The 24548-nt window shown below is 61.1% G+C and carries 23 protein-coding genes; 18 read left to right on the forward strand and 5 right to left on the reverse strand.

The window, feature by feature from the left end:
- Positions 1-31: 31 nt before the first annotated feature.
- The 14 genes from ilvE to F753_RS34720 all read left to right on the forward strand — a co-directional run bounded on the left by ilvE (position 32) and on the right by F753_RS34720 (position 14748).
- Positions 32-955, forward strand: a complete 924-nt coding sequence (gene ilvE / locus F753_RS34655) for a branched-chain-amino-acid transaminase (RefSeq protein WP_023445089.1) — start codon at positions 32-34, stop codon at positions 953-955.
- 74 nt (positions 956-1029) lie between these two features.
- Entirely contained in the window at positions 1030-2064 is a 1035-nt protein-coding gene (gene waaF, locus F753_RS34660; protein WP_023445090.1) for a lipopolysaccharide heptosyltransferase II, read from the forward strand.
- Positions 2065-3066 (forward strand): lipopolysaccharide heptosyltransferase I, encoded by a 1002-nt coding sequence (waaC, locus tag F753_RS34665; protein WP_023445091.1) that lies wholly within the window; start codon positions 2065-2067, stop codon positions 3064-3066.
- On the forward strand, positions 3066-4187 hold the full coding sequence (locus F753_RS34670; RefSeq protein ID WP_023445092.1) for a glycosyltransferase family 4 protein: 1122 nt from the start codon (positions 3066-3068) through the stop codon (positions 4185-4187). The genes waaC and F753_RS34670 overlap by 1 nt, the downstream gene beginning before the upstream one ends.
- A gap of 43 nt (positions 4188-4230) precedes the next feature.
- Positions 4231-5037, forward strand: a complete 807-nt coding sequence (gene rfaP, locus F753_RS34675) for a lipopolysaccharide core heptose(I) kinase RfaP (protein ID WP_023445093.1) — start codon at positions 4231-4233, stop codon at positions 5035-5037.
- Entirely contained in the window at positions 5037-5771 is a 735-nt protein-coding gene (locus F753_RS34680; RefSeq protein WP_023445094.1) for a lipopolysaccharide kinase InaA family protein, read from the forward strand. Before rfaP ends, F753_RS34680 begins: the two co-directional genes overlap by 1 nt.
- Positions 5768-6511: a lipopolysaccharide kinase InaA family protein gene (locus tag F753_RS34685; RefSeq protein WP_014818884.1), complete on the forward strand. Its 744-nt coding sequence runs from the start codon at positions 5768-5770 to the stop codon at positions 6509-6511. Before F753_RS34680 ends, F753_RS34685 begins: the two co-directional genes overlap by 4 nt.
- Positions 6511-7956 carry a BUD32 family EKC/KEOPS complex subunit gene (locus tag F753_RS34690; RefSeq protein ID WP_014818885.1) on the forward strand — a complete coding sequence of 482 codons (1446 nt, stop codon included), beginning with the start codon at positions 6511-6513 and terminating at the stop codon, positions 7954-7956. Before F753_RS34685 ends, F753_RS34690 begins: the two co-directional genes overlap by 1 nt.
- Before the next feature lie 12 nt (positions 7957-7968).
- Entirely contained in the window at positions 7969-9723 is a 1755-nt protein-coding gene (locus tag F753_RS34695) for a carbamoyltransferase family protein (protein ID WP_014818886.1), read from the forward strand.
- Positions 9710-10627, forward strand: a complete 918-nt coding sequence (locus tag F753_RS34700; protein ID WP_014818887.1) for a glycosyltransferase family 2 protein — start codon at positions 9710-9712, stop codon at positions 10625-10627. The genes F753_RS34695 and F753_RS34700 overlap by 14 nt, the downstream gene beginning before the upstream one ends.
- A 14-nt stretch (positions 10628-10641) precedes the next feature.
- Complete coding sequence (locus F753_RS34705; protein WP_245218641.1) at positions 10642-11871, forward strand: hypothetical protein; 1230 nt, start codon at positions 10642-10644, stop codon at positions 11869-11871.
- An 11-nt stretch (positions 11872-11882) separates the two neighbouring features.
- On the forward strand, positions 11883-12995 hold the full coding sequence (locus F753_RS34710) for a capsular polysaccharide export protein, LipB/KpsS family (RefSeq protein ID WP_031297584.1): 1113 nt from the start codon (positions 11883-11885) through the stop codon (positions 12993-12995).
- The gene (locus tag F753_RS34715; protein ID WP_014818890.1) at positions 12992-14182 is read left to right on the forward strand and encodes an O-antigen ligase family protein; all 1191 of its coding nucleotides are present in this window, start codon (positions 12992-12994) and stop codon (positions 14180-14182) included. Before F753_RS34710 ends, F753_RS34715 begins: the two co-directional genes overlap by 4 nt.
- A complete protein-coding gene (locus tag F753_RS34720; RefSeq protein WP_031297622.1) occupies positions 14182-14748 on the forward strand; it encodes a serine acetyltransferase in 567 nt (188 codons plus the stop codon). Before F753_RS34715 ends, F753_RS34720 begins: the two co-directional genes overlap by 1 nt.
- Before the next feature lie 22 nt (positions 14749-14770).
- Here the strand turns inward: F753_RS34720 and F753_RS34725 are convergent, their stop codons facing one another.
- Positions 14771-15373 carry a phosphotransferase gene (locus F753_RS34725; protein WP_014818892.1) on the reverse strand — a complete coding sequence of 201 codons (603 nt, stop codon included), beginning with the start codon at positions 15371-15373 and terminating at the stop codon, positions 14771-14773.
- Between the two features lie 35 nt (positions 15374-15408).
- Between F753_RS34725 and msbA the strand changes: the two genes are divergently transcribed.
- From msbA to hldE, 4 genes are all read left to right on the forward strand, one after another.
- Positions 15409-17226 carry a lipid A export permease/ATP-binding protein MsbA gene (gene msbA, locus F753_RS34730; RefSeq protein ID WP_031297587.1) on the forward strand — a complete coding sequence of 606 codons (1818 nt, stop codon included), beginning with the start codon at positions 15409-15411 and terminating at the stop codon, positions 17224-17226.
- Complete coding sequence (locus F753_RS34735) at positions 17226-18122, forward strand: GNAT family N-acetyltransferase (protein ID WP_023445098.1); 897 nt, start codon at positions 17226-17228, stop codon at positions 18120-18122. The genes msbA and F753_RS34735 overlap by 1 nt, the downstream gene beginning before the upstream one ends.
- Before the next feature lie 3 nt (positions 18123-18125).
- Positions 18126-19520, forward strand: a complete 1395-nt coding sequence (locus F753_RS34740; protein WP_023445099.1) for a PIG-L deacetylase family protein — start codon at positions 18126-18128, stop codon at positions 19518-19520.
- Positions 19521-19599: 79 nt separating this feature from the next.
- Positions 19600-21021, forward strand: a complete 1422-nt coding sequence (hldE, locus tag F753_RS34745; RefSeq protein ID WP_023445100.1) for a bifunctional D-glycero-beta-D-manno-heptose-7-phosphate kinase/D-glycero-beta-D-manno-heptose 1-phosphate adenylyltransferase HldE — start codon at positions 19600-19602, stop codon at positions 21019-21021.
- Between the two features lie 70 nt (positions 21022-21091).
- Here the strand turns inward: hldE and F753_RS34750 are convergent, their stop codons facing one another.
- From F753_RS34750 to F753_RS34765, 4 genes are all read right to left on the reverse strand, one after another.
- Positions 21092-21979: a hypothetical protein gene (locus F753_RS34750; protein WP_023445101.1), complete on the reverse strand. Its 888-nt coding sequence runs from the start codon at positions 21977-21979 to the stop codon at positions 21092-21094.
- A 91-nt stretch (positions 21980-22070) separates the two neighbouring features.
- Positions 22071-22880, reverse strand: a complete 810-nt coding sequence (locus F753_RS34755) for an aldo/keto reductase (protein WP_023445102.1) — start codon at positions 22878-22880, stop codon at positions 22071-22073.
- Complete coding sequence (locus F753_RS34760) at positions 22877-24052, reverse strand: NAD(P)/FAD-dependent oxidoreductase (protein WP_023444874.1); 1176 nt, start codon at positions 24050-24052, stop codon at positions 22877-22879. The genes F753_RS34755 and F753_RS34760 overlap by 4 nt, the downstream gene beginning before the upstream one ends.
- 60 nt (positions 24053-24112) lie before the next feature.
- A complete protein-coding gene (locus F753_RS34765) occupies positions 24113-24385 on the reverse strand; it encodes a DMT family transporter (protein WP_051375869.1) in 273 nt (90 codons plus the stop codon).
- Positions 24386-24548: the final 163 nt, after the last annotated feature.

Genomic DNA, 24548 nt, shown 5'->3' on the forward strand with positions numbered 1-24548 from the left:
GGCAAATTCGAATTCTGAGGAGCTGGCAACGATGTCGATGGCCGATCGTGATGGCGTCATCTGGTATGACGGCGAACTGGTGCAGTGGCGTGATGCGACCACCCATGTGCTGACCCATACCCTGCACTACGGCATGGGCGTATTCGAAGGCGTACGCGCCTACAACACCCCGGACGGCACGGCGATCTTCCGCCTGCAGGCGCACACCGACCGCCTGTTCGATTCGGCACACATCATGAACATGCCGATGCCATACTCGAAGGAAGAGATCAACGAAGCGACCCGCGCCGCAGTGCGCGAGAACAACCTGGAAAGCGCCTACATCCGCCCGATGGTGTTCTACGGAAGCGAAGGCATGGGCCTGCGCGCCAGCGGCCTGAAAGTGCACGTGATCGTCGCCGCCTGGCACTGGGGCGCCTACATGGGCGACGAGGCGCTGGAACTGGGCATCAAGGTGCGCACCAGCTCCTTCACCCGTCACCACGTCAACATCACCATGACCCGCGCCAAGTCCAACGGTGCCTACATCAACTCGATGCTGGCCCTGCAGGAAGCCATTTCCGGTGGCGCTGACGAAGCTTTGATGCTGGATCCTGAAGGCTACGTGGCCGAAGGTTCGGGCGAGAACATCTTCATCATCAAGGATGGCGTGATCTACACCCCGGAAGTGACCGCCTGCCTGAATGGCATCACTCGTGGCACCGTGCTGACCCTGGCCGCCGAGCACGGCCTGAAGGTGGTCGAGAAGCGCATCACCCGCGACGAGGTCTATATCGCCGATGAAGCCTTCTTCACCGGAACTGCCGCAGAGGTGACGCCGATTCGCGAAGTCGATGGCCGCGCCATCGGCATCGGTCGTCGTGGCCCAGTGACCGAAAAGTTGCAGAAGGCCTACTTCGATCTGGTCTCCGGCAAGACCGCTGCTCATGCCGAATGGCGGACACTGGTCAAGTAAGCGCAGGCGCCAAGCTGCACGCGGCCGATGGTTTGCCGCTTGCAGCTTGAGGCTCGTGGCTTGAAGCTGCCCTTATGAATATTCTGATTGTGGGACCCAGCTGGGTTGGCGACATGGTGATGGCGCAGACGTTGTTCGTCTGCCTGAAACAGCGCCATCCCGACTGCCAGATCGATGTGCTGGCACCCGAGTGGAGCCGGCCGATTCTCGAGCGCATGCCCGAGGTGCGCCAGGCGCTTAGCTTTCCGGTCGGGCACGGCGTGCTCGACATGGCGACCCGGCGCAAAGTTGCGCAGAGCCTGCGTGGTCAGTACGAGCAGGCGATCCTCTTGCCCAATTCGTTGAAGTCGGCGCTGGTGCCGTTCTTCGCCGGTATTCCCAAGCGCACCGGCTGGCGCGGCGAAATGCGCTTCGGCCTGCTCAACGACATGCGCAAGCTCGACAAACAACGCTATCCGCTGATGATCGAACGCTTCATGGCGCTGGCGTTCGAGCCGGGCGCCGAGTTGCCCAGACCGTATCCGAACCCTTCGCTGCGTATCGACCCCGTGACTCGCGATGTGGCACTGGCACGTTTCGGCCTGAGCCTGGATCGTCCGGTACTGGCGCTCTGTCCAGGTGCCGAATTTGGCGAGTCCAAGCGCTGGCCGGCCGAGCACTTCGCCAAGGTCGCCGAGCTGAAGATTCGTGAGGGCTGGCAGGTCTGGCTGTTCGGCTCGAAAAACGACCACTCGGTGGGCGAGGAAATCCTCGCGCGATTGATTCCTGGGTTGCGCGAAGAGGCGGTGAACCTGGCCGGCGAGACCAGCCTGGCCGAGGCTATCGATCTGCTCTCCTGCGCTGACGCAGTGGTGTCCAACGACTCCGGCCTGATGCACGTGTCAGCCGCGCTGGGCCGGCCTCTGGCTGCAGTCTATGGCTCGACGTCACCGGCCTTCACCCCGCCGCTTTCCGAGCAGGTCGAGGTGGTCCGGCTGGGTCTCGACTGCAGCCCCTGTTTTGAACGCACCTGCCGCTTCGGCCACAACAACTGCATGCGCGAGCTGAAGCCGCGCGCGGTGATCGAGGCGCTGGATCGCCTGGCCCCGCAGTCAGTTGAGGTGCGCTGATTGAAGGTCCTGCTGGTCAAGACCTCGTCGTTGGGCGATGTCGTGCATACCCTGCCGGCGCTGACCGATGCGCAGCGGGCGCTGCCTGGCATCCAGTTCGACTGGGTCGTGGAGGAGGGCTTCGCCGAGATCCCGGCCTGGCATCCAGCGGTGGCGCAGGTGATTCCGGTGGCGATTCGTCGCTGGCGCAAACATCCGATCAATACCCTGCGCAGCGGCGAGTGGCGACGCTTCAAGGCGCGCCTGCGCGAAAGTCGTTATGACCTGGTGATCGATGCCCAGGGCTTGCTCAAGAGCGCCTGGCTGACCCGCTACGTCAAGGCGCCGGTCGCCGGGTTGGACCACGATTCGGCCCGCGAGCCGCTGGCGACACGCTTCTATGATCGGTGCTATGCCGTGCCGCGTGAGCAGCATGCGCTGGAGCGGGTGCGTCAGCTGTTCGCTCAGGCGCTCGGTTACCCGCTGCGGCAGGATGTTGCCGACTACGGCCTAAATCGTGAGCAGATGGCCGCGCCCAGCGATCAGCCGTATCTGCTGTTTCTGCACGGCACCACTTGGCCGAGCAAGCACTGGCCGGAAACCTACTGGCGCGAACTGGCCGAACGCATGAGCGATTTCGGCTGGGCGATTCGCCTGCCATGGGGCAATGCCGAAGAGAAGGCGCGGGCCGAACGCATCGTCAGCGGTGTGGCCAACGCCGCGGTGCTGCCGAAGCTCAATCTGGCCGGTGTTGCACGGGTCATCGCTGGTGCGCGGGCTTGCGTCGCAGTGGATACCGGCCTCGGTCATCTGGCCGCGGCGCTGGATGTGCCGAGCATTTCGCTTTATGGTCCGACCCTGCCCGGGCGGGTCGGCGCCTATGGGCGCTCGCAGGTGCACCTGTGCGCCAGCGGACCGAACGCCGGTCGCGGTGATCGCCACAAGCCTTGTTTCGACGATCTGCGCCCTGAGCGCGTCGTCACCGAACTGAAAGCCCTGCTGCGGGCCCCGGAGTCCGTCTGATGCAACTGGCCTTCATTCTCTACAAGTACTTCCCTTTTGGTGGTCTACAGCGCGATTTCATGCGCATTGCCCTCGAATGCCAGCGTCGCGGCCACGCGATCCGCGTCTACGCGATGATCTGGGAAGGTGACGTGCCCGAAGGCTTCGAGGTGCTGATCGCGCCGGTCAAGGCGCTGTTCAACCACACCCGCAACGAGCGCTTCACCGCCTGGGTCGAGGCCGATCTGGCGCGGCGGCCGGTGGACCGGGTGATCGGCTTCAACAAGATGCCGGGACTCGACGTGTATTACGCCGCCGACCCCTGCTTCGAGGACAAGGCGCAGACCCTGCGCAATCCGATCTACCGCCGCTGGGGTCGCTACAAGCACTTCGCCGAGTACGAGCGCGCGGTGTTTGCGCCCGAGGCGAAGACCGAAATCCTGATGATCTCCGAGGTGCAGCAGCCGCTGTTCGTCAAACACTACGGCACGCCCGCCGAACGCTTTCACCTGTTGCCGCCGGGCATCGCCCAGGATCGCCGCGCGCCGGCCAATGCCGCGCAGATCCGTGCCGAGTTTCGCGAGGAATTCGAGGTGCGGCCCGAGGAGCTGCTGCTGGTGCAGATCGGTTCCGGTTTCAAGACCAAGGGTCTGGACCGCAGCCTCAAGGCGCTTGCCGCATTGCCGCGCGAACTGAGTCAGCGCACCCGCCTGCTGGTAATCGGCCAGGACGATCCCAAGCCGTTCAAGCTGCAGGCCAAGACGCTGGGCGTTTCCGGCATGGTCGAATTCCTCAAGGGGCGCAGCGATATCCCGCGGTTCCTGCTGGGCGCCGATCTGCTGATCCACCCAGCCTACAATGAGAACACCGGTACCGTACTGCTGGAAGCGCTGGTCGCCGGGCTGCCGGTGCTGGTCACCGATGTATGTGGCTATGCGCACTACATTACCGACGCCGACTGCGGTCGCGTGGTGCCCAGCCCCTTCGAGCAGCAGGTGCTCGACCAGATGCTGGCGCAGATGCTGGCCGATGATCAGCAACGCGCGGTCTGGAGTCGCAATGCTCTGACGTTCGCCGGCACGGCGGACCTTTATTCGATGCCGCAGAAGGCGGCAGACGTGATTCTCGGGGCAAGCGCATGAGCGCTACAGCTCGGTCAGCGCCCTGCCGATTGGCGGAGGCTCCATGCGCCTGATGCTATTGGAGCCGTTCAAAAGCCTCTGGCACGGCGAGGACCCGTTCGTCGAAGTCGAGCGTCTCGACGGGCAGGTGTACCGCGAGCTGGAGGGGCGACGCACGCTGCGTACCGAAGTCGAAGGCCAGGGTTACTTCGTCAAGATTCATCGCGGTATCGGTTGGGGCGAGATCGCCAAGAACCTGCTTACCGCCAAGGCGCCCGTTCTCGGTGCTGGCCAGGAATGGCGAGCAATCCAGCGGTTGCACGAAGTGGGTGTGCCGACCATGACCGCGGTGGCTTACGGCGAGCGCGGAGCCAATCCGGCGAGCCAGCATTCGTTCATCATCACCGAAGAACTGGCCCCGACCGTCAGCCTCGAGGATTTCACGGCCAACTGGCTGGAACAGCTACCCGCACCGGCGCTCAAGCACGCCCTTATCGCCGAAGTCGCCCGCATGGCTGGCACCATGCATCGCGCCGGCGTCAATCATCGCGATTTCTACATCTGCCACTTTCTGCTGCATACCGACAAACCGGTGACAGCAAGTGATTTCCGCCTGTCGCTGATCGACCTGCACCGCGCGCAGACCCGCTCCCGGACGCCTCGGCGCTGGCGCGATAAGGATCTGGCCGGGTTGTACTTCTCGGCGCTCGAGATCGGCTTGACCCGTGGTGACAAGCTGCGCTTCCTGCGCGATTACTTTCAGCGTCCGCTGCGGGAGATTCTGCGTGACGAGTCTTCGCTGCTGGCATGGTTGCAGCGCAAGGCCGAAAGGCTGCAGGCGCGCAAGCTGCGCTATGGGGATGCGCTGTAATGGCCGGCTGGACACTGGACCCGGCCTATGCCGATCTGAGTGCGGATTTCGGCACCCTCGCGAGCGTATTCGCGTTGACAGGCGAGCGGCTGACCCAGGACCTGCTGTCGGAGGTCATTCGTATCGAGCGCAACGGTGTTCGCTATTACGTAAAGCGTTACTCCGGGGCAGGCAAGGGTTTGCGTCGATTTGTCGGCCGGCCGCGGGTCAAGGCGGAATGGCAGAATCTTATGCTGTTTCGACGTTGGGGCATCCCCACTGCTCCAATCGTGGCTTACGGTCTGGAGCGTCGTGGTGGTGCGTGTTTACGCGGCGCATTGATCACCCGCGAGCTGGAGCAGACCGATGATCTGGCCATGCTCGCCACTACACATGATGCTCGCCTCCGCGATCCGCGCTGGGTGCAAGAGGTCAGCCTGCAGCTTGCTCGCTCTACTCGGGCGATGCACGACCGGGGCTTTGCTCACAACGATCTCAAATGGCGCAATCTGCTGGTCGATCCGCAGCGTCGTCTTTATCTGATCGACTGTCCGACCGGTGCGTTCTGGCGGGGACCGTTCCTGCAGCGGCGTATCGTCAAGGACCTGGCCTGTCTGGACAAGGTCGCCAAGTACCAGCTCAGCCGAACCCAGCGCCTGCGGTTCTATCTGCAGTACTGCCAGCGCAAGCGGCTGGTAGACAAGGACAAGTCGCGCATTCGGCAGATTCTGAATTATTTCCAGGGGCGGGAATGAAGGACTTCATTGCGCAGGCTGATCGGGCGGCGCTCGAGAGACATGGTCTGGCGGGTTTTGATGCACTCTGGTCGGTGCAGCTGACTGCTGTGGATGAGCCCAATGTCGAGCGCGGTGGCTGGAGCAGTGTCTTCCGGCTCGAGCTCGATGACTCGGCGTTCTACCTCAAGCGGCAGAGCGATCATCTGACTCGCACACTGGCGCACCCCTTTGGCGAGCCAACCTTCGCCCGGGAGTTTCGCAATATCCGTCGTTATGCGCGGCTTGGCGTGCCGGCGCTGCAGGCCAGCTTCTTCGGGCAGCGCAAGGTCGGCGGCGAACGGCGCGCTGTTCTGCTGACGCGTGCGCTGGATGGATGGATGGATTTGGACGAATTGCTGAAGCGATGGCCGGAGCTTGGCGAATCAAATCACCAAGCGATCCTCGTTGCAGTCGGCGGATTGGCGCGTACGTTGCATCAGGCCGGACAGATGCATAGCTGCTTCTATCCCAAGCACATCTTCCTGCGTGAGCAGGGCGGTTGTTGGCAGGCCTGCCTGATCGATCTGGAGAAAACCCGCCCTCTATTGTTGGGGCGGCGCGACCGGGTCAAGGATCTGGAACCGCTCGTGCGGCGTGCAAGCGTTATCGGTAAGCAAGGCGTGCGGCATTTGCTGGAGGCCTATCTGGACGACTCTCGCCTGGTCGAGCCATGGCTGCGGCAGCTGCATCAGCGGCGCGAAGCCAAGGAGGCCCGTTAATGAGGTTGGTCGAGCTGGCCGGAGCCGGGCGAGAGCCTGCCTGCCCGTTGCAAGTCGAGTTACCGGATGGGGCGAGTCTGCATGTCGATCTTTGGCTGCGCATCCTGCCCGGGCAGCGCTATGTCGGCCGCGCGCTTTGGAACGGTCGCCAGGTACTGGCCAAGCTTATGGTGGGTGGCAAGGCGCAGCGTCACCATCGGCGCGAGGTGGCTGGCGCACAGCTGCTCGCGGATCAGCAGCTGCCAACACCTGCCCTGGTTGCTCAGGATTGGCGGGAGGGCGAGGGCGGCTGGCTGCTGTTCGACTGGCTCGATTCCTGCGAAAGCCTGTGGGAAGTCTGGTGCTCCGTTGAGGCGGAACCTGGCCTGTCGGATGCCCAGCGCGACGTGCTCGGCGAGGCGCTTGAACTGATCGCCAGGATGCATGCGCAAGGCCTTTGGCAGGCGGATCTGCATTTGGACAACCTGCTGAGAGCCGCCGGGCAGCTCTATGTGGTCGACGGCGGCGGCGTAAAGGCAGAGACGCCCGGGCAGCCGTTGTCGCGCGAGCGGGTGCTGGAGAACCTCGGCGTTTTCTTCGCCCAGCTACCGGCAGAGATCGAGCCGTTCATAGAAGAACTGCTGGTGCACTATCTGCTCGCCAACAGCGAGCATGCGTTGCCGCTGGAAGCGCTGCTGAAGGAAATCCGCAGGACGCGCGCCTGGCGCCTGAACGACTACCTGAAAAAGGTGGCGCGCAATTGCAGCCTCTTCAGCGCGCACATTGGCCCGTTCGGCGCGCAAGCGGTTCGGCGTGACGAGGCGCCTGCCTTGCAGCCGGTACTGGCTGATCCGGACGCTTTCGTTTCCCGGGGGCGGCTGTACAAGACCGGTGGCGCAGCCACCGTTGCGCAATGCGAGCTGGACGACCGGCCACTGCTGATCAAACGGTACAACATCAAGAATCCGCTGCATTGGCTCAAGCGCTTCTGGCGCCCTAGTCGCGCCTGGCATAGTTGGGTTGAAGGCAATCGCCTCGACTTTCTCGGGATCGCTACTCCACGTTTGCTAGCCGTCATCGAGCGCCGCTGGCTGTGGATGCGTGGGCCGGCGTGGCTGATTACCGAATTGCTGCGCGGAGAAGATATAATTGCGCGTTTTCAGCCGTACCTGGGTGGCTGTCCTCCAGAGGAAGAGCTGGTCGCCCTGGACCGGCTGTTCGCAGCACTGATTCGCGAGCGCATCAGTCACGGCGATCTCAAGGGGCACAACCTGTTCTGGGAGGATGACCGCTGGTCGCTGATCGACCTGGATGCCGTGCAACAACATGGCAGCGATGCCAGCTTTGCCCGGGCATATGCCAAGGACCGCGCGCGGTTCCTGCGCAACTGGCCGACCGACAGCGCCCTGTACCGGCTGCTTGACCAACGTTTACCCGCGGTGCCCGGCACCAGCATCGAAGATTAAGAGGCAATACCCGTGGCATTGACGATTCTCGGCCTTTCCGGCGCCCTCAGTCATGATCCTTCCGCCGCCCTTTACATTGACGGGAAGCTGATTGCCGCCGTTGAAGAAGAGCGCTTTGTGCGTGACAAGCATGCCAAGAACCGCATGCCGTACGAATCCGCCAAATTCTGCCTTGAGCAGGCCGGCATCAAACCGGCGGACGTCGACGTAGTGGCGATTCCGTTCGCACCCATCAGCATCTTCGAGAAGGCCCGCTGGCACTATGCCAAGCGCTACTGGTACGCGCCGGATCGTGCGCTGGATGCCATTCTCATGGGCAACCGCCGCTACTACCGGTACAAGAAGCGCATTGAGTGGTGCCTCCAGCAGCTCGGCTTCGACTTGAAGAAGGTCAAGCTGCAGCCGGTTGAGCATCATCTGGCCCACGCCTCCAGCGCCTACCATTGCTCGGGATTCACCGAGAAGACCGCCATTCTCGGCATCGACGGTAAGGGTGAGTACGCCACCACGTTCTTCGGCTGGGGCGAGAACGGCAAGATTCACAAGATCAAAGAGTTCTACGACCCGGATTCCTTAGGCGGACTGTACGGAGCGATCACCGAGTACCTCGGTTTCGAGATGCTCGATGGCGAATTCAAGGTGATGGGCATGGCGCCCTACGGCGACGCCGCCAAGTATGATTTTTCCCGCCTGGCGACGTTTGAGAACGGCGAGCTGACCATCAACACCGATTACGCCAACGTCATCGGCTTTCGTCGCTACAAGGAGAAGGGCAAGGGCTACTACTTCTCGCCGAAGCTGATCGAATGGCTGGGCCCCAAGCGGGAAGGTGACATCGCCGACGACCCCTACATCCATTACGCGGCCGCCATGCAGGCGCTGTTCGAAAAGCTTGCCCTGCAGATGATGGACTACTACCTGGGCGACATCATCCGCGAGACTGGCAAGATTGCCTTCGCCGGCGGTTGCGCGCTGAACGTGAAGCTCAACCAGAAGATCATCGCCCGTGACGACGTCAAGGAGCTGTTCGTTCAGCCGGCCTCCGGTGACGCTGGTACCGCGGTTGGTGCTGCGGCCTATGTCTCGGTGCAGCGCGGCGTGCCGGTGGAGAAGATGGAGCACGTCTATCTCGGCCCGTCTTATTCCAACGAAGACGTCATCGCTGCCTGTGCCAAGCATCCAAACAAGCCGGTGTTCAAGCAGATCGCCAACACGCCCGAGCGCATCGCCAGGATTATGGTCGATGGCAACCCCGTGGCTTGGTTTCAGGGGCGCATGGAGTTCGGCCCGCGTGCCCTTGGCGGCCGCTCGATCATTGGCTGTCCGAGCGTGCCCGGCGTGGCCGATCGCATCAACGAGCAGATCAAGTTCCGCGAGCGCTGGAGACCCTTCTGCCCGTCCATGCTCGATACCGTTGCTCCGCAGATGCTGAAGGTCGACCATCCTAGCCCGTTCATGACCTTCACCTTCGAAGTGAATGAAGGCTGGAAGGAGCGGGTCGGCGAAGTGGTCCACGAAGACGGCACTTCGCGCGCCCAGGTTCTTGAGCGTCGGCATAATCCGCGCTGGTACGACCTGATGCTGGAGCTGGAAAAGCTGACCGGCAACGGCGTGTCGTTGAACACCTCGCTGAACCGCCGCGGCGAGCCGATGATCTGCTCGCCAACCGATGCGCTGAATATGTTCTACGGCTCGGATCTGCAATACCTGATCATGGAGGACATCCTCGTGGTCAAGGAAGGCAAGGGTTGGTATGAGCACATCTGATTTGCTGATCAGTATCGTCATTCCAGCCTACAACTATGCGAAGACTTTGCCTCGCGCGGTCGAGTCCGTAATCGCTCAGTTAACTGAGCGTAGCGAGCTGTTGGTAATCGATGACGGCTCGACCGACGAGACACCTGCGGTACTTGCCGATCTGCAAGTCAAACATGCTGGACTTTTCCGTGCTATCCGCAAGCCCAACGGCGGGCTTTCCTCGGTCCGTAATCGCGGCATAGTAGAGGCCACAGGGACGTATCTGGTGTTTCTCGATGCCGATGACGAGTTGGCGCCGGATGCCCTGAGGTTGTTGAGTGAGCACCTCGCGCAACATCCGCAAACACGCATGGTAATCGGCGGCCATTGGGCTGTCTGGCCCGATGGCAAGCGCCGTGAACATCTGCCAGCGGCGCTTCCTGATGAACGGCTGGAACGGTTGCGTGGATATCTATTGGACAAGACCATCGGCCTTGCCAACGGGGCGTCCGCCATTCATCGCGACGTTTTTCGGCTCGGAAACTACCCCGAAAGCTTTAGAAATGCCGAGGACATTCCGGTCTTCAGTCAAGCACTCGCAAACTTTGAGTGCACGGTGCTTGCCGCGCCCATGGCGCTGATCTACAAGCACGATGACAGCATGAGGCACGACATCGAGCAGGATTGTGCTGTTGGGCTTGCCGTCGTCGAGGAGATATTCAACAAGGGGCGGGTGCCTGCTGCCATGTCGTCGTTACGCAGAGCATTCAAGGCTCAGCGTTGCCTTTCGCTGTTTCGTGGGCTTTTGAGCGCAGGGCGGTTTGCCGAGGCGCGTGGAATGTATCGGCAAGCGATCAGCAATGATTGGCGGGTAATTTTCAAGATGTCCTATACCCGCAAAGCGTTGCGGCTTTGGTTGAGCGGAAGACACTGAGCGTGGGACCTCCCATGAACGTGGCGTTGCGCCAGCTGCGTGACTTCGTAGTCAGCGCACCATTGCGCCGCGGGAAGGGGCGATTGGCGTCCTGGCGACTGCGCTGTCGGTTGGCAGGTAGGGGGCTGTTGGCTTTCTTTTTGTCCATAGGTCGGCGTATCCCAGCAACGTCATGCGACGTTTTGCTGATTCATCCTTCGCGTAAATCATACGAACAAGGCCGAAAAGGCGCTTTGCTACAGGCGTTGCGGGCTAACGGTCTCCACGTCGAGGAATTTGTCGAAGAGTCGGATGGCGTACTGATTCGCGCTCGGCAGTTCGTCAGACCTGCCAAGCCCGTCCCGTTCCTGCTGTATTGGCATGCTGCGCATGCGGCGTTCTTGCTGCGACGTTATCGGGCCAAGGTGGTGTTGGCCGAGCGAAACGGCTGGATAATTCCAAGTTTCATCAAGGCGCTACGCACCGAGGGCATGCGAGTAATGCATCTGGCGCATTCCGTGCCGTCTGGGCAGTCCAGTCGCTATGACTATTTCGATTACGACTACTATCTGATGTTTGGCAGAAGTTCTTACGACTACCTTTCTTCGCTTGGGGAGGCTTTTGGTGAGTGCCGCGCCGTGTATGCGGGGCCATATTTTCTGACAGACGAAAAGAGAGCCGTTTGGCACGAGAGTAATAACAGAAGGACGCCACGTTTGTTGTTTCTCGGTTCTGGCCCGGGTTACGAGCATACCGAAACCTATCAACAATATTGCAGGTGGGTAGTGACTTGGCTCGAACAGCATCAGGATGCAAGGATCTCAGTGAAACTCCACCCCCGTGGACAAGGCTATCCTTGGCTGGACTATGCAGCGGGTTCCGAGCGAATCGCTCTCTTGTCTGCAGATGAGACGCTCGAGCAATGTGCCGGGCACTTCGATCTAGTGCTGTGTGGTTATACCAATGCTGTCTTGGATGTTGCCCGTGCCGGAGTTCCTTTCGTGCTTCTTGGGCAGGGCGAGGACTATTTTTCGGTCGCGCGATTCGGGCTGCCAAGAGTCGTCGCTGAGGCGCAGTTGGCGCCCTGTATCGAAACAGCTCTGTCTGAACCGGGAAAAATAAAAGAGCGCTTGTTGGAGTTTCTGAACTACCACATCTGTCACGCAGACAAGCCGCTTAGCACCCTTATCGGCAGCGTGCGGGTGGTAGCGAACGCCGCGGAGCCTGTTGGTATTCAACTGTCTGCTCCGCCCCAAAAATATTAATAAGCATACTTATGAAAGTCGTATTTCTCGGATTGGCTAAGCATCAAATCAACTACTTCAGTGGCCTACTTGAAAATTCAGAGTTGACTGGCACTGTCGTCACGCCTGCGACATTGCCTCTTCCATCCGTCTGCGGATTACAACAGGCGCTACGTCGGGTGGAGTGGAGTCGGTTGGTGCAAGAGAAGTGCACCGAGCGGGCGACGAAAGGTCGTTATCACGGCGCCTTATATCGACTTCTGCTGAGGTTGGAGATGTTGGTGATGGCTCTTCGTTTCGGCCGGTTGCTGCGAGAAGAGAGGCCGGGCGCGGTAGCGGTGTGGAACGGTAGCCACCGTTATTGCGCATTGCTCACAAGCATGTGTGAAGCTGGCGTGCTGCGATTGCATTTCGAGAACGGACTGCTTCCAGGTACTACAACCCTTGACCCTCAGGGCGTGAATTATCGCAACTCCGTGCCGAGGGATGCCGCTTTCTATAGGAACTATGCAGAGCGATACCCTGGCCGGCTACGTGGTGCTGGCTCGGTCGCGCTGGTTCCACGAGAAGCGAAGCGTCAAAGCCAGTCCGTTGAGCTACCTAGCAGCTATATATTCATTCCCTTTCAAGATGATTGGGATACCCAGATTCGGCTGTATTCGCCCTGGATAAGCGGCATGCGCGAGCTTTTCTCCTTTGCCGAACTGGTCGCGCAGCGCAGCGGGAGAGTCGTGGTTCTGAAAGAGCATCCATCGAGCCGGGTAAAGTATCCGGATCTAGCCAGGCGCGCCTCAGACAGGGTCATTTTCGCGAACGGCAACTCGACGCAGGAATTGATCGAGAAGGCTGACTGTGTCGTTACGATAAATTCGACAGTGGGCCTTGAGAGCATTCTCTTGGCGAAGCCCGTGCTGGTTCTGGGGGAAGCTTTCTATGCGATCGAAGGCATTGCGGCCAGCGCGCGAAATGCGACAGAGGCTCTCGCTTTACTGGAAAAGCTGCCGGCCTGGGGCCTAAGCGAAGACCTGCGACAGGCATTCATAAGTTATCTTCGAGATGAATACTGCGTGCCGGGCCGTTGGCAGGATGCCGTAGCGGAGCACTGCGCGGCGGTAGCGACGAAAATTGAGGCTTTGGCAGCATGATTCTACCTTGGTCGCTCCCTACCTCCCTGCGGGTGTTGCTCGCGATTGGACTATATCTGCAGCTCGCAGGGATTTGCTTTATTCCAGACGGCAGTCGTTACGCCACCATCACCAACCTAACTCTGTTCGCCCCCGCACTCGTCGCGCTCCTTTTCAGGCAATCATGGCCGTCGTTCAATAAGACTGCGTTTGGCATGTTGTTGGCCCTGTGCGGGTGGGTTGCTTTCGTTGCTGTGTTTAACGAGGGGAGCGTTGGCACACCTTGGAGATGGCTGCGGCTGCTTCTATATGTAGGTCTCTACGTTGTGGCCATTGGTCTTGTGATGCAAAGCAGGAACATCTGGCGAGTCCTGCTTCTGGCGGTGGTTGGTACTGCGGGACTATTTGCATGGCTCAGCTTGTTTCAAGCGCTCTTCATCGATAACCGAGGCTTCGGTTTCAGAGAGTTCAGGCTAGATTCTTGGGCTGGCCACACAATGGCAGATTTTAAGAACCCTATCGTGTCCGCCTTGTACTTTGGCGTGGCAGCAGTCATGGCGCTTTGCATGTCTTTACGCGAAAAAGGTTGGCTCAGAGTATTGCCCCTGCTGGCGTTCCTTGGAGCCTCTACGTACTGCTATTTCACTTATTCGCGAGGGGTATGGGTTGGCCTGTTGGCTGCGGTTATGGCTTGTCTGGCAGTTTCGCTCACTGCTCGGCAGTTTCGCTTGCTGTTATGCGGCATTCTCCCGCTAGCCATTGCCGGGATATTTCTTCTCGAAACGGCCGGCGGAATAGACGCCAGTTATCGAGACGAAATCTTCTGGCAATGGTGGTCAAAGATCGGTTCATTCTGGTGGTGGGGGGCCGGCGCGGGAGCAGAACCGAATATCTGTATTGAAGGAGCCGGGCGCTGTTTCAACCAAGCGCACAGCCTCTATCTGCAGTTCTTCTACGAGTATGGGATTCCCGGCCTGCTGCTCCTGCTGGCGTTGATCGCCATTCTTTTGCTAGGTGGGTGGCGTTATCGTTCTGGGCAAAGCTTCGCGCCTCTGGGATTGGCGCTTATGGTGTTTGTCATTTTCGTGTCCGTTGCAAACTACTATGTGATTTTTCTGCGTCCGGGTGTGTTCTGGATTGTTTTTTGGTTGCCGGCCGCAATCCTCCTGCATGAACACTCGGGGGGCGAGCGGCCAGAAGTCCGATGATGTCGATGTTCAACAGTATGAAGCGGTACTGGTGCCTGGAGATTCTAGGCGCGAGTCAAAAAGAATTTTCATGGCGCAGACTCAGGCAGAAATATAAGAGAAGCAATCGCTATGCTTACTTGTTCTGGTTTCGTCTTGCCTACGTACTTCACGCTGAAGGCGGTCGTTTCTGGAAGCGGCGAGCCAAAATGCTCAACGAGCGAATAAGCCGTAAGTACAACGTCGAAATCATGCTGGGCGCGACGGTCGGCGAGGGGTTATGGATTGCGCACCCGTCGGGCATCGTGATTAGTGCTTATGCCCGAATCGGGAAGAATTTCAAGGTTTGGCAGGGTTGTACCGTCGGCATAAAAGGCGGAACGGGAGAAAAATCGATACACATAGGTGATAATGTCAGTCTTTGTGTCAATTCATGTGTAATTGGCGATGTTATCTCGATTTCCGATAATGTGGTGGTCGGCGCGATGACCTTGGTGAATAAGGATATTCCAAAGCCTGGGACCTATGTTAATAAGCGCGTACTAGAGCGTTTCGGTTTTAGTGACGTGCCGTTGTCGGGTAGTTAATCGCTTCGCTTTTCCCCCCGTGCTACAGAGTGTCTCCGTAGAGCTTGAGAAGTTCCTGTATAGGGAACTTCTCAAGCTTCTTTCGTTTTAGGTGGTTGTGTAAGTGATCGAAATTTCGTCTGATTAAGTTTGGGCCAAGCGGGCTGCGCTTCTTCTGCAGGTCGAGAACGTCAATCAGGCCAAGCGAGCCATTCGGAAGCAGGATAATGTTGCCAATATGCAACGATCGAAAGTAGATGCCTTTTTGGTGCAAGCTTTTTATAAAGTTAGCTAGCGCAGGCAAGTGTTGTTTGATCAGATTAGGATCGGCGCGAAAAATGGATTCTATTGAGGAACCTGGCAAGGGCTGGTATAGGCAGCCGCTCAGGCCTGCGCTCTTGTCAATCCAAAAGGTGTCGATGACTTCAGGGACATGGAAGCCAGCGCCACGCAGTATGGCAAGGTTCCTAGCGAACCGTTCTGCATAGGGAAACAGGCGCGCCAGAAAGGGGCGTCGGCGAGTATAGAAGATCTTTAGAAAACTCCCGTTTACTAGCTCCAGAACTTTGGGCCCGCGCGCATCCTTTTCCAGCACCTTGCCTTCCGCCAGCCAGTTTTCCAGCTCCTGCGCTGTTACAATCCTCATCTTGTTCCTCTAGCCAGTCGTATGGGGCTTGCCGAATGGCCAATTCTACCCAGCAATCCAGTGTGACGGTGTATCTGCGATTGCTGCACTACGTCTTTCCCTATTTAGGGCTGTTTGCGATCAGTCTTCTTGGTTTTCTGATTTTTGCGTCGACCCAGCCGATGCTCGGCTACATGCTGAAATTCTTTGTTGATGGTTTGAACAACCCAGACGCCAGTTTGTTTGCTCAGGTCCCGCATCTCAACGAAGTACCATGGCTGGCTCAGCTCAAGCTATTGCAGGCCGTCCCGCTGCTGATCATCTTCATCGCGCTTATGCAGGGCATCGGTTCGTTTCTCGGCAATTTTTTTCTTGCAAAGGTTTCGCTAGGGCTGGTGCATGACCTGCGGCTGGCACTGTTCAACAACATGCTGACACTCCCCAATCGCTATTTTGACAGCCACAACTCCGGGCATCTGATCTCGCGGATCACATACAACGTGACCATGGTCACCGGCGCGGCGACCGATGCGATCAAGGTTGTGGTGCGCGAGGGCATGACAGTGATTTTCCTGTTCGCCACGCTGCTGTGGATGAACTGGAAGCTCACTCTGGTGATGCTGGCGATACTGCCAGTGATCGGTTTCATGGTGTCGAGCGCCAGCAAGAAATTCCGCAAGCAGAGCAAGAAGATTCAGCTTGCGATGGGCGACGTGACCCATGTGGCTTCGGAAACCATACAGGGCTATCGCGTGGTCCGTAGCTTCGGAGGCGAGCCTTACGAGCGGGATCGTTTCCTGGCTGCGAGCTCGGAGAACACCGCCAAGCAGTTGCGTATGGTCAAGACGAATGCCGTTTACACACCGAGTCTGCAACTGGTCATTTACAGCGCCATGGCAGTGCTGATGTTCCTTGTGTTGTTGCTCCGCGGTGACGCGTCTGCTGGCGATCTGGTCGCCTACATCACGCTGGCGGGGTTGCTGCCCAAGCCGATACGTCAGCTCTCGGAAGTCAGCTCGACCATCCAGAAGGGCGTGGCCGGGGCGGAAAGTATCTTCGAGCAGCTCGACGAGGAGCCAGAAGTCGATCGGGGCACGCTTGAGCGCGAAGCCGTCAGCGGCCATCTTGAGGTGCGCAACCTCGACTTTGTCTATCCGGGTACAGACAAGCGCGTGCTGCACGACATTAGTTTCACCATTGAGCCGGGGCAGATGGTGGCGCTGGTCGGACGTTCAGGCAGCGGCAAATCCACGCTGGCGAATCTGATCCCACGCTTCTATCACCATGAGGCAGGTCAGATACTGCTCGACGGTGCGGATGTCGAATCCTACACGTTGCGCAACCTGCGTCGTCACATCGCCCTGGTGACGCAGCAGGTGACCCTGTTCAACGATACCGTGGCCAACAACATCGCCTACGGCGATCTGGCTGGCGCGCCGCTGGACGACATACGCCGCGCGGCCCGCGATGCGTACGCCGATGAGTTCATCGAGCAGATGCCGGAGGGTTATCAAACCATGGTCGGCGAAAACGGCGTGCTGCTATCCGGCGGTCAGCGTCAACGCCTGGCGATCGCTCGTGCGTTGTTGAAGAACTCGCCGGTGCTGATTCTGGACGAAGCCACTTCGGCGCTGGATACCGAGTCCGAGCGGCACATCCAGGGCGCGCTGGATCATGTCATGCAGGGCCGCACCACGCTTGTCATCGCGCACCGCTTGAGCACCATCGAGAAGGCCGACCAGATTCTGGTGATGGAGCAGGGCCGCATCGTCGAGCGCGGTACCCACGCCGAGCTGCTGGCCGCGAACGGCGCCTACGCCAGGCTCCACGCCACTCAGTTCAAGGACGAAGTGCCCGAAGAGCAGGGATCCTGATGTTTCAGTTCCTGCAGAGCTGGCGCGAGCGTGGCTGGCGCGTTATCGACGCATCGACGTATTCCGAGGTCTGGCAGCGCTACGGTGGCAGCGTTGCGACTCACCCTGAGGTCATCGAGCGGCTGGCTGGGCTCGCTGGTATTCCAGTGCGCTATCTGGGCTGGGAAAAACAAAGTGAGCTGATTGCGGCGGTTCCCTGCTGGGGGCGACATCTGGCGCTTTCCAAGGATGTGCTGAAAAAGACTGGCAAGCGCGGCCTGTTCGATATGGGCAACGCGGAGATCGTTCTGCCGGTTGCCGAGCTGGCAGCGGTGCCGGTACGCCAGCGTATGCGCTACGTGTCCGAGCTGAATGCTACTGCGATCAGCACGTTGCGCGAGCAGCCGGAGGGCTTGGCGCTGGCGCGCGAGCCGGAGGAGTATTCGAAGAAGTTTCGCTACAACCAGCGTCGCGAGCAGCGCTTGCTGGAAGAGGCCGGCGGTGTGCTGCGACCGATGCTGGATTTCTCGCCGACCGAGCAGGCTGCGATGTATGCCGATCTGTTCCAGCGCCGCTGGGGTTTCGAGGCGCCCGGCAAGGGCCATCTGCAAGAGGTCTTTGCACTACTGCGCGAGTTCATGACCGGCTCTGTGGTCCTGCTCGATGAGCAGCCCATCGCCGTCCAGGTGCTTTACCGGGTCGAGGCACCGAAGTGGGTGTCGATCGAGTACATCAACGGCGGTGTCGATCCGCAGCAGCGGGATTTCAGCCCTGGCAGCGTCCTCAGCTTCGTCAACACCCAGACGGCCTGGGCCGAGGCACGGGCGTTGGGCAAACCGCTGCGTTATTCCTTCGGTCGTGCGGACCGAGAGTACAAGGACCGCTGGTGCAACCGCGTCCCGGTCTACCAGGTGTGAGCCATGAGTGCACGCAAGCAGCAATTGCTTAAACGTCATCGCAAGCACAAGCGCATCGCGCTGCTCGTCGCGCTCGTTGCGCTGTTGCTGATTGGTGCGCTGGTCAACTGGTGGCTGATACCGCTGCTGGTGGTTCTCGGCTGGATCGCCCATGAGGCGTGGTTCGCTGATCATCTGTTCTACCGGCCGCAGGACGACTACCGCTACGCCTTTCCTGAAGATGCCAAGCGCTACCTGGTGCGCATCGAGGGCGGCCGTCTGGTTCTGCCTGACGGCTTCGACGCTGCAGATACGCTGATTCTCGAGGTCAACCTGAAGGCCAGCTGGCTAGGGCGCTGGCGCGACCCGCAGGTATGGATCGGTGAGGACCGCCAGGACTTCGAGCGCGGTGTCGCGGGTCGGCGTTACCTCAATCTGTCCGGTCAGCAGGAGCTGCTCGCCCAGGGCAGGCTGAATATTCGCGGGCGGTTCTGCCGGCTGTCGAGCGATGCGACCCTCTACGCGATGCGCAATCCTGACTACGCTGAGCGCCGGATCCTGATCATTGCCCCCCACGCTGACGATGCGGAGCTGGCTGCCTTCGGCTTGTACAGCCGAGCTCGCGACGTCGCCATCGTTACCCTGACTCAGGGCGAGATCGAGGCGAACAACTACCAGCGCCTGGGTTTGGATCTGCCTGCTGCGGCCCGTTTGAAGGGGCGCCTGCGCAGTTGGGACAGCCTTGCGATACCGCTCTGGGGCGGCGTGCCGCAATCGCGTTGCGTGCAGCTCGGCTATTACTGCCTGCAGCTGCCGACCATGGCCGAGGAGCCGGAGCGCACCTTCGGCTCGCGCGAGTCGGGCGAGCAGGACATCCGCAGCGTTCGTCAGAACAACCCCTTCGCGCTGCCGGCCGATGTGGACGGCGTGCCGACCTGGGGCAATCTGCAGGCCGATTTGCGCGCGCTGCTGACGCACTTTCGCCCCGAAGTGGTGGTGACGCCGCATCCTGAACTCGATCCGCACTCCGATCACGTCGCAGCCACGCGAGCCCTCTGTCAGGCGATGGAGGAGGGCGACTGGCTGCCGGAAACGCTGCTGCTCTATGCCAACCACCTGCACGATAATGATCGCTGGCCGATGGGTCCTGCTGATGGTGGTATTGCGTTGCCGCCTGCCATCGAGCCGCTGCCGGCGGACCGCCTGTGGAGCCCTCTGCTGGATGCCGACGCGCGGCTGAACAAGGCTATGGCGTTGGCCATGCAGCACGATTTGCAGGGGCCACTGCCGCTGAAAAAGCGCCTGCGCCGTTTGGTCCAGGCGGCCCTCGCCGGCCGGCGCTGGCCGCGCACCGGCGAGGACGAATTCTTCCGCAAGGCGGTGCGCAGGCACGAACTGTTCTGGGTTCGCCACCTCTAGCAAGGCGCTTGTCGCGGGCAGGCGGCCGCGGCCTGCATGTTATGATCGCCGCCGTTTTCTGTTTGTCATCGGAGCCCCAATGAAGCTGTCCATGCCCCGTTTCGACCAAGCCGCCGTACTGGTGGTGGGTGATGTCATGCTCGATCGCTACTGGCATGGCGGCACGTCGCGGATATCGCCTGAGGCGCCGGTGCCGGTGGTCAAGGTCGAGCAGATCGAAGATCGCCCAGGCGGTGCGGCCAACGTCGCGCTGAACATCGCGGCGTTGGGGTCTGCTGCTGCGCTGGTGGGTGTGACCGGCGAGGACGAGGCGCGTCAGAGCCTGGCTGACAGCCTCGCGGCTGCCGGTGTGCAGGCGCATTTCCAGTGCATCGATGACCAGCCCACCATCGTCAAGCTGCGGGTGATGAGTCGCCATCAGCAACTGCTGCGCATGGATTTCGAGGAGCCGTTCAACACCGATCCAGCCGCGCTGCTGGCCGAGGTGGAAGGGCTGCTGGCCGGAGTCAAGGTGCTGGTGCTGTCGGACTATGGCAAGGGCGCGCTGAAGAACCATCAGGCGCTGATCCAGGCTGCGCGACGCCGCGGTATTCCTGTGCTGGCTGACCCCAAGGGCAAGGACTTCAACATCTATCGCGGCGCTTCGTTGATTACGCCGAACCTGGGCGAATTCGAGGCGATCGTAGGAAATTGTGCCGACGAGGCCGAGTTGGTCAGCAAGGGGGCCGAGCTGATGAGCAGGCTTGAGCTGGATGCGTTGCTGGTCACCCGTGGCGAGCACGGCATGACCCTGCTGCGCCCTGATCACGCACCGCTGCATCTGCCGGCCCGTGCCCGCGAAGTGTTCGATGTCACCGGTGCCGGGGATACCGTCATCTCGACCTTGGCCGCTGCGATTGCGGCCGGCGAGGAGCTGCCACAAGCCGTGGCACTGGCCAACTTGGCAGCCGGTATCGTGGTCGGCAAGCTGGGCACCGCCTGCATCAGCGCGCCGGAGCTGCGCCGCGCGGTGCAACGCGAGGAAGGCTCCGAGCGTGGCGTGATGACCGTCGAGCAGCTGCTCACCGCGGTCGAGGATGCCCGCGCCGAGGGCGAGAAGATCGTCTTCACCAATGGCTGTTTCGACATCCTGCACGCCGGCCATGTGACCTATCTCGAGCAGGCCCGTGCCCAGGGCGACCGGCTGGTGGTGGCTGTGAACGATGATGGCTCGGTGAGCCGCCTCAAAGGCCCGGGCCGGCCGATCAATTCGGTCGATCGCCGCATGGCGGTGCTCGCTGGTCTGGAAGCGGTGGATTGGGTGGTGTGCTTCTCCGAGGACACACCGGAAAACCTGCTGGCTCAGGTTCGTCCCGATGTACTGGTCAAGGGTGGCGACTATGGCGTCGATCAGGTCGTTGGTGCCGAGTTGGTCAAGGCCTACGGGGGCGTGGTGAAGGTGCTGGGGCTGGTGGAAAACAGCTCGACCACCGCCATCGTCGAGAAGATTCGCAGCCGCTGAGCCCTTTGGATACGCCTACCGCGTATCGTCAGTAGGTGGGCAGCCGCTTTGCGCGGCTACCGACTACGCGTTAACGGGCGGCGGCCACCGGCCGTGCCGCCCACCAATCGCGCCAGCGAACGCGCTCGTCGCGCACAACCCAGCCTTCCTGCGGCGCAAAGCTTTCTGAGAGCCACAGGCCGCGAGTGTTCACCGGGCTTAACTGGCCATTGCGCAGTTGCAGCAGCTGATCCTGCGGCAGGCCTTGATGCAGCGGTATCAGGTAGATGTCGGGCCGGCTGCGCTCCAGGCGCGCAACCAGTTGTCCATCTTCCAGGCGCTCGTCGACGTGGAACAGGCTCAACTGGCGTACCTCTTTCGGTAGCTCCATGCGCATGTCATATACCAGCTGCAACGATGCGGTCGGCAGGTGTACATAGGCGCGAGGACGCTCCATCAGCACCATGTTGCCGCACTGCACCGGGCGCGTGGCGCCGGATTGCGAGGCGAGCTTGAAGTGCACCGCCTCTCGGTAGTGCAGGCTGGCCTGGTACGGAGTGGGCAGCCAGGTATCGCCGAAACGCCCGGCAAGCCAGCCTTCAGGGGTTTCCAGCAGGCATTCTTCGGCGATTTCCTGAATGGCGGTAAGCAGCGGCAGGTTCAGCTCATGCGCCGGGATGTAGCCGGAAATCAGCTTGAGCACAACGTCACCACGGTCCGGCCGCTGCTGACGGACCAGCACCCAGTATTCGCGGCCCTGCCAGCTCATGGTCAGACGCACTGAAACGCCGAGATTGGCCAGTTCGATGGCAAAACGGCCCGGATCGGACACCTCCACCGGGCGGCGGCGCTCGATCACTTCGCTGAAGTTCAGCGGCCGGCCCAGACTCTGGTAGCTCAGGTTGTCCTGGCTGGCCTCGACGTAGAGAGGCAGGGTCTTGAATGCGGCAGGGCTCTTGCGCACCAGAACTCTTGGCATTCGGTTTCTCCTTGCGGCGAAGAAAGTAACCGCGCGGCATCAGCGTAATGCGCTTTCCGCGCAGCGGATGAACGTTGCCGCCAGGACCGTTTCAGTTGCCGGTCAGAACGGCAGCAGCAGTCCGTACGTTAGCCGTCAAATGCTGCGGATTGATAGTGCCGATGATCGCGCCGCTGACCCCTGGGTGACCGAACAGCAGCTCGAAACTGCGGCGGACCGGGTCGTCGCCTGGCTTGAGGCAGGCATGTCCGCTGGCCAGGGCTTTCTTGATCAGGATGCCCTTGCCGTGTGCAGCAGCGTAGTCGAGGACCGGTCGTTCGGCCTGCTCGTTGAGGTTGTAGGTCACCATCGCGCAGTCGCCCTGCTGCAGCGCAAGCAGTCCACCATCGACCGTCTTGCCGGACAGACCGAAGGCGAGGATCTTGCCCTCGCGCTTGAGTTGGGCCAGGGTCTGGTAGACCTCGGTGTGCTGCAGGATATCGAAGTCGTTGCCGTCCGAATGCACCAGCACCAGCTCGATGCGGTCGGTACGCAGACGCTTGAGGCTGCGCTCCACCGAGAAGCGCGTGTGGGCGGCAGAAAAGTCGAAACGCGACTGGCCGTTCTCGAACTCCTCGCCAACCTTGCTGACGATCACCCAATCCTCGCGCTGTCCGGCCAGCAACGGGCCGAGCCGTTCCTCGCTGACGCCGTAGGCCGGCGCGGTGTCGATCAGGTTGATACCCAGTTCGCGGGCCAGGGTCAGCAGTTCGCGAGCCTGGGCATCGTCGGGGATGGCGAAGCCGCTGGGGTACTTCACGCCCTGGTCGCGACCCAGCTTGACCGTGCCCAGACCCAACGGCGAAATGCGCAGGCCGGTGCTGCCCAGTGGGCGGTGCATGTCATGCAGCGTCGCGTTCATGGCAGCAGCCCTTCCCAGAACGGCCCGGTCAACGGTGGTCGCGGCAGTTCCGGTAGTGCAGGATGCTGGACGGGGCGAATGCCGTCGCGGGCGAGAGCGGCTTCGACGCGGTCGGAAAAGTCCGGTGACAGCGCCAGCTTGGTCGGCCAGCCGACCAGCAGGCGGCCCTGCTCGGCGAGAAAGGCGTTGTCCGGACGGGCGAGGGCCGATTGCGCCGGCTCGGCGCGGTCGATGCGCAGCGTGGTCCAGTGCGCTGCGGACAGGTCGATCCAGGGTACCAGCTCGGCCAGTTCCTTCTTCGCCGCGGCGATCTGGCTGGCTTCGTCGCGCGCCACGCCATCGGCTTCGGCCAGATCGCCGCCCAGGTACCAGACCCACTCGCCGTCTGCCGCCGGATGGCTGGTCACGGTGATTCGCGGTTTGGTGCCGCCGCCCAGGCAGTGGGCGTAGAGCGGCTTGAGCGTCGGCGCCTTGACGATGACCATGTGCAGCGGTCGGCGCTGCATGGCCGGCTGCTGCAGGCCGAGCGAAGTGAGCAGCTCGGCCGTTCCGCCGCCGGCGCTGAAAACGATGCGCTGAGCGCGGATCTCGCGGCCGTCGACGCGCAGACCGACCAGCTCGTCGCCATCGAGCAGCGGTTCGACCTGCTGGCCGGCGAGCAGGCTGTCGCCGGCCAGTTCGGCCAGGCGGGCGATCAGACTGGGCACATCGAGCACCAGTTCGCTGAGGCGGTAGACCTTGCCTTTGAATTTCGGGTGTTGCAGAGCGGGTGGCAGTTCGTCGCCCTTGACCTGACCAACCCGCGAGCGCACTGCCTTGCTGGCGAAGAAGCTGGTGAGGTTGCCGGCCAGCGTGCCGGGCGACCAGAGGTAATGCGCATCGGACAGCAGGCGCACGCCGCTGAGATCCAGCTCGCCCTTGCCTTCAAGAGCCTCGCGCCAGCGCCGTGGCATGTCGGCGATGGCTTCGGATGCGCCGGTGAGGGCGCCGCTCAAGGCGTATTTGGTGCCCCCATGAATGATGCCCTGGGACTTCACGCTCTGCCCGCCACCCAGCGTTCCCTTGTCCACCAGCAACGTGGCAAAACCTTGCCTGCGCAGGCGCGCGTTGAGCCAGAGGCCGGCGACGCCGCCGCCAACGATCAGGACATCGGTGCTGAGGGATTCAGGCATGTGCAGGCCTCATACGGGGAAACGGACGCGCAGTATAACTGCATGCAGTTCGCGGGGCGCTTAGTGGCCGGTGCTGCCGGAGAACAGCTGAATGACCACCACGCCAGCGATGATCAGGACCATACCGAGCGCTGCCGGCAGGTCCAGGTGCTGGCGATAGATCAGCGCCGCAGCGATGCTGACCAGCACGATGCCCAGGCCCGCCCAGATGGCGTAGGCGATCCCCACCGGAATGGTCTTCACCACCAGCGCCAGCATCCAGAAGGACAAGCTATAGCCACAAATCACCAGCAACAGGGGCAGCGGGCGGCTGAAGCCGGCCAGGGCTTTCATCGAGGTGGTGGCGATCACTTCGGCGCAGATGGCGATGGCCAGGTAAACGTAACACCGGACATGGGAAATCCTGATCGTGGGCTGGAGGAGGTCAACTTCGTTCGGTCGCGTCCTCGTCAACTAGTTCGCCAGCCGTGGCGATTGTGGCTCCCCGGCAGGCGGG

Origin of the sequence: Stutzerimonas chloritidismutans AW-1 (assembly GCF_000495915.1) — a bacterium.
GTDB lineage: Bacteria > Pseudomonadota > Gammaproteobacteria > Pseudomonadales > Pseudomonadaceae > Stutzerimonas > Stutzerimonas chloritidismutans.

What these genes read in the sequence shown, in the direction of transcription:
- ilvE (WP_023445089.1), top strand. Translation starts at nt 32, where the DNA reads ATGTCGATGGCCGATCGTGATGGCGTCATCTGGTATGACGGCGAACTG.
- waaF (WP_023445090.1), top strand. Translation starts at nt 1,030, where the DNA reads ATGAATATTCTGATTGTGGGACCCAGCTGGGTTGGCGACATGGTGATG.
- F753_RS34670 (WP_023445092.1), top strand. Translation starts at nt 3,066, where the DNA reads ATGCAACTGGCCTTCATTCTCTACAAGTACTTCCCTTTTGGTGGTCTA.
- rfaP (WP_023445093.1), top strand. Translation starts at nt 4,231, where the DNA reads ATGCGCCTGATGCTATTGGAGCCGTTCAAAAGCCTCTGGCACGGCGAG.
- F753_RS34680 (WP_023445094.1), top strand. Translation starts at nt 5,037, where the DNA reads ATGGCCGGCTGGACACTGGACCCGGCCTATGCCGATCTGAGTGCGGAT.
- F753_RS34685 (WP_014818884.1), top strand. Translation starts at nt 5,768, where the DNA reads ATGAAGGACTTCATTGCGCAGGCTGATCGGGCGGCGCTCGAGAGACAT.
- F753_RS34690 (WP_014818885.1), top strand. Translation starts at nt 6,511, where the DNA reads ATGAGGTTGGTCGAGCTGGCCGGAGCCGGGCGAGAGCCTGCCTGCCCG.
- F753_RS34700 (WP_014818887.1), top strand. Translation starts at nt 9,710, where the DNA reads ATGAGCACATCTGATTTGCTGATCAGTATCGTCATTCCAGCCTACAAC.
- F753_RS34705 (WP_245218641.1), top strand. Translation starts at nt 10,642, where the DNA reads ATGAACGTGGCGTTGCGCCAGCTGCGTGACTTCGTAGTCAGCGCACCA.
- F753_RS34710 (WP_031297584.1), top strand. Translation starts at nt 11,883, where the DNA reads ATGAAAGTCGTATTTCTCGGATTGGCTAAGCATCAAATCAACTACTTC.
- F753_RS34715 (WP_014818890.1), top strand. Translation starts at nt 12,992, where the DNA reads ATGATTCTACCTTGGTCGCTCCCTACCTCCCTGCGGGTGTTGCTCGCG.
- F753_RS34720 (WP_031297622.1), top strand. Translation starts at nt 14,182, where the DNA reads ATGTCGATGTTCAACAGTATGAAGCGGTACTGGTGCCTGGAGATTCTA.
- F753_RS34725 (WP_014818892.1), bottom strand. Translation starts at nt 15,373, where the DNA reads ATGAGGATTGTAACAGCGCAGGAGCTGGAAAACTGGCTGGCGGAAGGC.
- msbA (WP_031297587.1), top strand. Translation starts at nt 15,409, where the DNA reads ATGGCCAATTCTACCCAGCAATCCAGTGTGACGGTGTATCTGCGATTG.
- F753_RS34735 (WP_023445098.1), top strand. Translation starts at nt 17,226, where the DNA reads ATGTTTCAGTTCCTGCAGAGCTGGCGCGAGCGTGGCTGGCGCGTTATC.
- F753_RS34740 (WP_023445099.1), top strand. Translation starts at nt 18,126, where the DNA reads ATGAGTGCACGCAAGCAGCAATTGCTTAAACGTCATCGCAAGCACAAG.
- hldE (WP_023445100.1), top strand. Translation starts at nt 19,600, where the DNA reads ATGAAGCTGTCCATGCCCCGTTTCGACCAAGCCGCCGTACTGGTGGTG.
- F753_RS34750 (WP_023445101.1), bottom strand. Translation starts at nt 21,979, where the DNA reads ATGCCAAGAGTTCTGGTGCGCAAGAGCCCTGCCGCATTCAAGACCCTG.
- F753_RS34755 (WP_023445102.1), bottom strand. Translation starts at nt 22,880, where the DNA reads ATGAACGCGACGCTGCATGACATGCACCGCCCACTGGGCAGCACCGGC.
- F753_RS34760 (WP_023444874.1), bottom strand. Translation starts at nt 24,052, where the DNA reads ATGCCTGAATCCCTCAGCACCGATGTCCTGATCGTTGGCGGCGGCGTC.
- F753_RS34765 (WP_051375869.1), bottom strand. Translation starts at nt 24,385, where the DNA reads ATGAAAGCCCTGGCCGGCTTCAGCCGCCCGCTGCCCCTGTTGCTGGTG.